We start from the raw sequence: 7,520 nt of genomic DNA on the forward strand, positions 1-7,520 counted from the left end.
GGCAAACAAATATTTACGCAAGAAAAAGTGAACCTGAATAGGTTCTTTTTTTATGCCGAAAGGCAGGTGGAATAAATGGCTGACGGGAAAGTCATTATCGATGTAACGCTTGACGATGGACGGGTCGTGAAGGACGTTGCTAATCTCAACAATCAGATTTTAGGCGTTGGAAAAGCTGGAAAAACAGCGGCGCTTGGGCTTAAAACTCTTCTATCTGCAATTGGAATCACGGCGTTGGTCTCAAAAGGCATCGATATGGTGAAAAGCTCGCTCGAAGGTGCCATATCCCGATATGACACATTGAACAATTTTCCGCGAGTGCTTCAATTAATGGGCTTTGATGCCAAAGAATCCAAAAAAGCAATCGACACACTTTCGAAAGGCATTCAAGGCCTTCCGACTACTTTAGATAGCGTCGCCAAAACGACACAGCGTATCGCTTTGATGACTGGAAATCTCGACGGGGCAACCAAAACCACTCTAGCCTTGAATGATGCCTTTCTTGCGTCCGGGGCAAGTGCGGCAGATGCCGAACGTGGACTAGAACAGTATGTCCAGATGCTATCGACTGGAACCGTTGATTTAGAGTCATGGCGTACATTGCAAGAAACCATGCCGATTGCTCTGAACAAAGTTGCCGAGGCGTTTGGATATACAGGAAAGTCAGCGCAGAATGACTTATTCAATGCGCTTAAAAAAGGCAGAATCACGTTTGATCAATTTAACAAAAAGCTTATTGAACTTGATGGTGGAGTAGGTGGTTTTGCGGAACTCGCCAGAAAAAGCAGTGGTGGCATCGGAACGGCTTTTACGAACATGAAAACGGCTGTCGTTCGCGGCGTGACGAACATCATCGAAAGTATAGACAAAATGTTGACATCAAACGGATTGCCGAATTTGCAGACTTTGATTTCCAATGTAGGGAAAAAATTTGAGGAAGTTCTGAATGGTATCGCGAAAAATCTCCCACTCATCGTCAATAAAATTAAGGAAGTTTATGATACCTTAAAACCCTGGTTGCCACTCATTGCTTCGGTATCATCCGGAATTTTGTCTATGTATTTGGCATTTCAAACATTTCAAAAGGCCAAGGCGGCTATAGAAATTGTTCAAAATGCTCAAAAGGCATTAAATGACACCCTAATGAAAAGCCCTTGGCTATTAGTCATTGGAGCGGCGATCACTGCAGCTCTTCTTATTATTCAATATTGGGGAACGATCAAAGACTTTTTTATAAACCTTTGGAATGGTATCAAAAGCGTTGCAATCGCAGTTTGGGAACCTATCAAAAGTGCTTGGAGTGTCGTTGTACAGTTCTTTATCAGTCTTTGGAATACGGTAGTTTCTTCATGGGCGACTGTAGTGACAACGATTAAAGCCATCTTTGCACCATTAGTTGCATTTTTCTCGACGATTTGGTCAAATATTCGTACCGCGGCACAAGCTGCTTGGACGATTATTAAAAACGTTATACTCGGTCCAATTCTGCTTCTTATCGATTTAGTAACAGGGGATTTAAAGGGCTTCATGAGCCACCTCTCTCAAATTTGGAACAATATTAAGAAAGCCGCACAGACGATTTGGACATCGCTAAAGAACGTTGTTGTCTCAATTGTAAAAGGCTTTGTCAATTCGGTAAAAGCGGTTTTCAATGGGTTAAAAAGCACCGCCACGGCCATTTGGAACGGTATAAAATCAGCGGCATCTGCCGCTTGGAACGGTATTAAAAGTGTGGTCATCAGCATTGTGAATGGCATCAAAAATGGATTATCTCGTGCTTGGAATGCAATCAAATCAATGACTTCATCCGCGTTTAAAGCGGTAGTAAATTTCATTAAAAATCCGCTCAAGTCTATCAATCTATACTCGATCGGTAAGAACATTATTCAGGGGCTTATCAACGGCATAAAATCGATGGTCGGTGCTGTAGGTAAAGCGATTAAAAATGTCGTCGGGGGAATCAAAAAGAAAATTACCGGCCTTCTTGGCATTCACTCCCCGTCTCGTTGGATGCGCGACATGATCGGGAAAAACATGATGCTCGGTTGGCAAATAGGTATCGACAAAGAGAAAGCGTCAACTCTCAAAAAAGCAGAACAAATGACGGAATGGATGAAACCTGATATTCCCGTTGTGAGCGGTTTTGTGAACCGTTTGAAAGGAATGTCAGCGCCGATCGGGAATGTGATGCCTGTTAGTTCCTTCACAGATATGAAACAACAGATAAGCATAGGAAGTAAACAGCATAATAGTTTGAATCATAAACAATCAATACAACCACCACAATACGCCGTCATAAACATCGATGGCCGGCAAGTGATGCTTGCGACCATTGATTACTATTTGGACGAGCAAAAACGCCGTGATAGCATACGTTCCCGCTTCCGAGGTGAGTAACTTGATCATCTACAATGGTGTTGATCTATCTCCATATATGAAAATCACGGATATTCGCGGCCGCGGGCTTATTCAAGCTGATTTTACTGAAATCGTGGTCCCGGGCCGCCCAGGTTCATACTTTGTGTCAAAACAGAAACCGAAGCGCATTCTCGAAAATGACTATAAAATTATTGCCCATACGCAAACGGAACTTCGCCAAAAAATTGATGAGCTGAACACCATACTCGAGATAGACGAACCTGTTCCAATTGTCTATGCTGATGAACCGGACAAAACATATTTTGGAATTGCCTATTCCGACGGACAAGAACAGCAAATCCTATCGTTACAAAAAGGTACTTTGGTGTTTATCTGCTTTGACCCATACAAATACGGCCCCCTCCGCACCCAAACGATCAATGTCCCGCCTGCCACTTTCACACGGAATTCCATCGCATACCTTTCCGACGGCACACAAGTGGACGCGAATCAGCCGCGGTTTGAGAGTGGCGGGATATTGGTTGAGGAGGGGACGACAAATCTCATCCCGTCAGCATTGGCAAAGAATCTTACATCCGCATGGACAAGCGGAACGCTCAATGGAACATATACTTTGTCTGTCCGCGGCGGAACGGGACAAGTCAACATTTCTGGAGGATACACCGGAAGCGTGTCGGTTGGGCAGACACTCACATTCAACGTGTCTAATGCGACTATCACGCTGACCCCGGCAAACGGCACGCCGCAATTTGTCCAACTCGAACAAAAACCCTACGCAACCTCTTTTGTGGACGGCACACGCCAACCAGAAACGCTGACATTGCCGACGGATGGGGTGTTGAATCCACTGTCCGGGACAATAGAATTTTGGGCTTATGTTGATGCACAAGTACGTGAAACAAGTAGAATCAGTAGATTTTTCAGCCATTTCAATGGTTCTGGAAATGCAAACAGAATCACAATCCAACATAATAATTCTCCGTACTGGATATTTACTATAGCTGATAATGCTGGAAATACACATAGCTTGTCGCCCGCCGATTCATTAACACCAGACGGATGGCATTATTTCGCTATGGTTTGGGACTCTTCACGATTTGCGGTATTCATCGACGGGGTAAAACGTGGTGAAATTTTAATTCCGACATATTTACCACAAACAATAGGTGCAACAATTGATATTGGGCATACATCTACTACCACCCAAGCGAACACAATCATTAGTGAGCTTCGCATTTCTAAAATCGCCCGTTCGGATGCCGAAATTCTCGACGCATACCAAAACGGCTTCACGGTGGACGAATATACGACGGCGTATTTGCCGTTAGACGGTAGTCTCGAAGTCCAAACGCCGACAATCGTCACGAATGAGGGCACTGCGGAAACGTATCCGGTATTCACGGCGTATGTGAAACAGCCGATCACGTTCCTTGATATTATTTCACCAGATTCATATATGCGAGTTGGCCAGCCGTATTCGGTTGATCAGATGCCGGTTGATGGTGATCAACCCGTTATGCAAGACGAGATGGGGACGCTCACGGGCTGGGGTCCGGGATCTGTTATTGATGGAGGGATCATCCAAGGTTCGTTTCAAACGGACGGAAATAAATTCACGGTGAAGGATTTCGGACCGTCATACAATGGATGGGCAGGCCCGGCACTTAAAAAATCGCTACCGAATCCGCTTCAAGATTTCCGAGTTCACGCGCTCATAGACATTACATCTAGCGCAAACGGTGTAGGTCGAATAGAAGTGTATGGTTTGGATACCGCGAACAATATCGTTTTCCGGATGTCCATCGGCGACTTCTCAAATAAAACAAAAGACGTCAAGGCATTTTGGGAGCTTGGGCCGAGCACGGATACTATTTTCACCACATACGGGAAAAAAACCGGATCTCTCAATGACTACTATGGGTCCCTCGTAATTGAGCGGAAGGGAAATCGTTGGCATTTCTATACGGCGAAACGAACAGGCCCTACCGATCGCTCGGGGACATATGTGGATTATGTGGAAAAAACGTTCGTGGATACGAAAAATCAATATACGGCCCAGCTCGCACAAATTCAAGTTCACATCGGATCACATCTGAAATATACGCCAATTCCAACGATGAGCATCAACCATGTTTTTGTATATGATCTGCATAACCCGTCAACAGATCAGGTGCCGTACATTGCCTATCCGGGTGATGTTTTGCAATTTGACCACAAAGCAGCTTGCATCTACAAAAATGGTGATATTTTTATGTCGGCCAAGGATTTTGGCGCTTCATTCTTCCTGCTCGGAAAAGGTGAAACAGAACTCGCCGTGAACCCGAACGACGCCGCGATCGTCACCGTCGACTATCGGCCGAGGTGGTATTGATGATCCATATACTCGACAGACAAACGGAACAAGTGCTGGACGTGCTCGTGAATCATTCAGATTCGAAAATCTACTGGGATACAAAGATGACCGAATCTCTCGATGACAATCAGCTCATTTTCGAGTTTACGACATTGGCGGACAGTCCAACGGCGAAGTTCATCATTCCGAAAAACAAAATCACCGCACAAGATCAAGACGGTTTTCACCGTCTTTTTTCTATTGAAACCGTCGAGAAAGTACATGATGAAAATGGGAAAATGCTCATCGTGACAGCGTTGGGCGACCATACCGAGCTTGGTACGGAACAGCCCATCGCACCACAAACACTCGCGGGGCAGACGCCGGAGACGGCTGTTCAATTCGTTCTTGCCGGTACACGCTATCAGCCCGGCCAAATCGACTTTGCCGGCAGCCGCACTATCAAATTCGATAGCTACATCAGCCCTCTCGCGGCGCTGAATCAAATAGCGAGCACATTCGGGCTTGAGCTTCGGTTTCGAGTCGAAGTGCACAATGACGGAACGATCACAAGAATTGTCGATCTACTCGAGACGGACGATGTTTTCGATGGCAAAGAGATCGTCTTCGGAAAAGATATGCTCGGTATTCATCGGAAAGAAAATGCTGACAATATCTGCACGCGGCTGATCGGAGTCGGACCGGCTGACGAGAACGGCAATATCGTTACTTTTGCGAGCGTAAACGATGGAAAAATCTATGTCGAAGATGACAATGCTTTTCAACGTTGGAATAACGCCGGCCGGCATGTGTGGGGCATTTTCGAGTACCAACCGGAAAGCAGTACCGAAGTCACGCCGCAAGAGCTTCTTGATGCGACCAAGAAAGAATTACAAAATCGCATCAATAGCGTGGTGGAATGGGACGTAACAGCGGCCGCGCTCGAACAAATTCCCGGATTGCAACACGAAAGAGTCCGAACCGGCATGAACATCCGAATCAAAGACGAAGCATTCGACCCCGCGATCTATCTCGAAGCGCGCGTGCTTGAAACGGAAATGCCGGAGTTGGATGATCCAAATGGGAATTTCTCATACACTTTCGGCAACTATCATGAAGTCACGGTCGTCGTGCCGGCTGAAATCAAAGCAATCCAAAAAACCCTTTTCCGAAATGCAAACGCATGGACCGCAGCAAAAAGTCTGGCCGCCCAAGCGCTTCAAGACGCGGCAAAAGCACAAGCTACTGCTGATGGAAAGATCACGTCCTTCTATCAACCGGATCCGCCGGAGACAGCGAGTGAAGGCGATCTTTGGTTCGATACCAATGATGGAAACAAGCCGTATATCTGGCAAAACGGTGGGTGGCAGCCGGCGCAGGATAATGGTATCGCCGAAGCACTCAATCGCGCAAACGACGCACAAGCCACCGCGGACAAAAAAGTACAAACGTTTTTCAGCGATACGGCGCCGACCGCTGAAGGCGTGGGCGATCTCTGGTACAACCCGGCATCTGGCACGCTTTTCCGATGGGACGGCTCAGGGTGGCTCGTTGTATCGGACGTGACTGGGATGAATACGGCTGCGGATACGGCGGCCGTAAATGGTAGGCCGGCAGGCACGGTGCTAGTGGATATTCAGAGCGCGCAATCAACAGCGAATACGGCGCAGACGGCAGCAAACAACGCACAGTCGGCGGCAAGCGCTGCACAGCAAGCGGCTGACCAAGCCAAACAGGCTGCCGATGCAGCGCAACAAACGGCAGATGAAGCACAAAATGAAGCGGCGCAAGCAAACGCTATGCTCGCGGATATTTCGAGCGACAGTAAACTCACGCCGTCCGAAAAACAAGCGACGAAAAAAGAATGGGACGCAATTGTATCTGAAAAACCGACGATCGATGCACAAGCAGACACGTATGGCATCACAACGGAAAAAACGAACTATGATAATGCATACAGTGCGTTAAATTCGTATATCACGCCGCTTCTCGCGAATTTGACGACGACGAGCAACATCGACGGTCCGACATTTCGCTCGAAGTTCAAAGCGTATTATGACGCTCGAACCGCGCTACTCAAAAAAATCACTGATCTCGCTAAAGAGAAAGCGGATGCCGCTCAAAGTACTGCAAATACAGCACAAACCACTGCCACAAATGCACAAAACACTGCGAACACGGCACAACAAACCGCCAATACGGCGCAAACAACCGCAACGAATGCACAAAATACCGCAAACGCTGCCCAATCGACAATCAATGCGAATAAGTCGATTTGGGATCGCGGCTCGTTTTTCAACAGCGACGGAACGCTTGACGTTTCAAAACTGAAGGGTCTATTGAGCGATTCGCAGATCGCCAGCGCGTCACGGTGGAATGGCCGAACAACGATGATCACCGACACTGGTGTGTATACCGGTACGATTTTGGCAAACCAAATTATCGCGGATAGTCTTTCGGGGATATCGGCGAATTTGGGCACGGTAAATGCGGGGACGATAAACGGCGTCACGATTAATAGCTCAGAATTTCACTCATCCGGAGCTAATGGTGAAATTTCAATAGCTTCGGATACTATCATGAGCAAATATGAAAATACGTCTGGTGGTTACACAGTTTTAAATAGAGCAGAACTTACCAGCGGATACTTGATAATAACCAATATAATGGACGATTTGAATGCTACAGGGACATTCGATGGTTTAGAACTAGTTATCGAATCGCATGAAGGTAATAAGCAACATCTGGTACGACTAGATCCTGATGAATTGGTCTTCTCTCATGGAGATACATCTTACGGCGGCGTTTT

The 7,520-nt window shown here is 46.6% G+C and carries 3 protein-coding genes; all 3 read left to right on the top strand.

The window, feature by feature from the left end:
• Positions 1-75 precede the first annotated feature (75 nt).
• On the top strand, positions 76-2,397 hold the full coding sequence (locus CCB157_RS15980; RefSeq protein ID WP_077616832.1) for a phage tail protein: 2,322 nt from the start codon (positions 76-78) through the stop codon (positions 2,395-2,397).
• Position 2,398: 1 nt separating this feature from the next.
• Positions 2,399-4,750 carry a distal tail protein Dit gene (locus CCB157_RS15985; protein ID WP_077616833.1) on the top strand — a complete coding sequence of 784 codons (2,352 nt, stop codon included), beginning with the start codon at positions 2,399-2,401 and terminating at the stop codon, positions 4,748-4,750.
• Positions 4,750-7,520: phage tail spike protein (locus CCB157_RS15990; protein WP_143287111.1), on the top strand; the 2,771-nt coding region annotated here is incomplete at its 3' end. The genes CCB157_RS15985 and CCB157_RS15990, both read left to right, overlap by 1 nt.

This window comes from Caenibacillus caldisaponilyticus (assembly GCF_002003465.1).
Classification (GTDB): Bacteria; Bacillota; Bacilli; order Bacillales; family Sporolactobacillaceae; genus Caenibacillus; species Caenibacillus caldisaponilyticus.

Excerpts from the sequence above, each read along its gene's own strand:
- CCB157_RS15980 (WP_077616832.1), top strand. The coding sequence starts at position 76 with ATGGCTGACGGGAAAGTCATTATCGATGTAACGCTTGACGATGGACGG.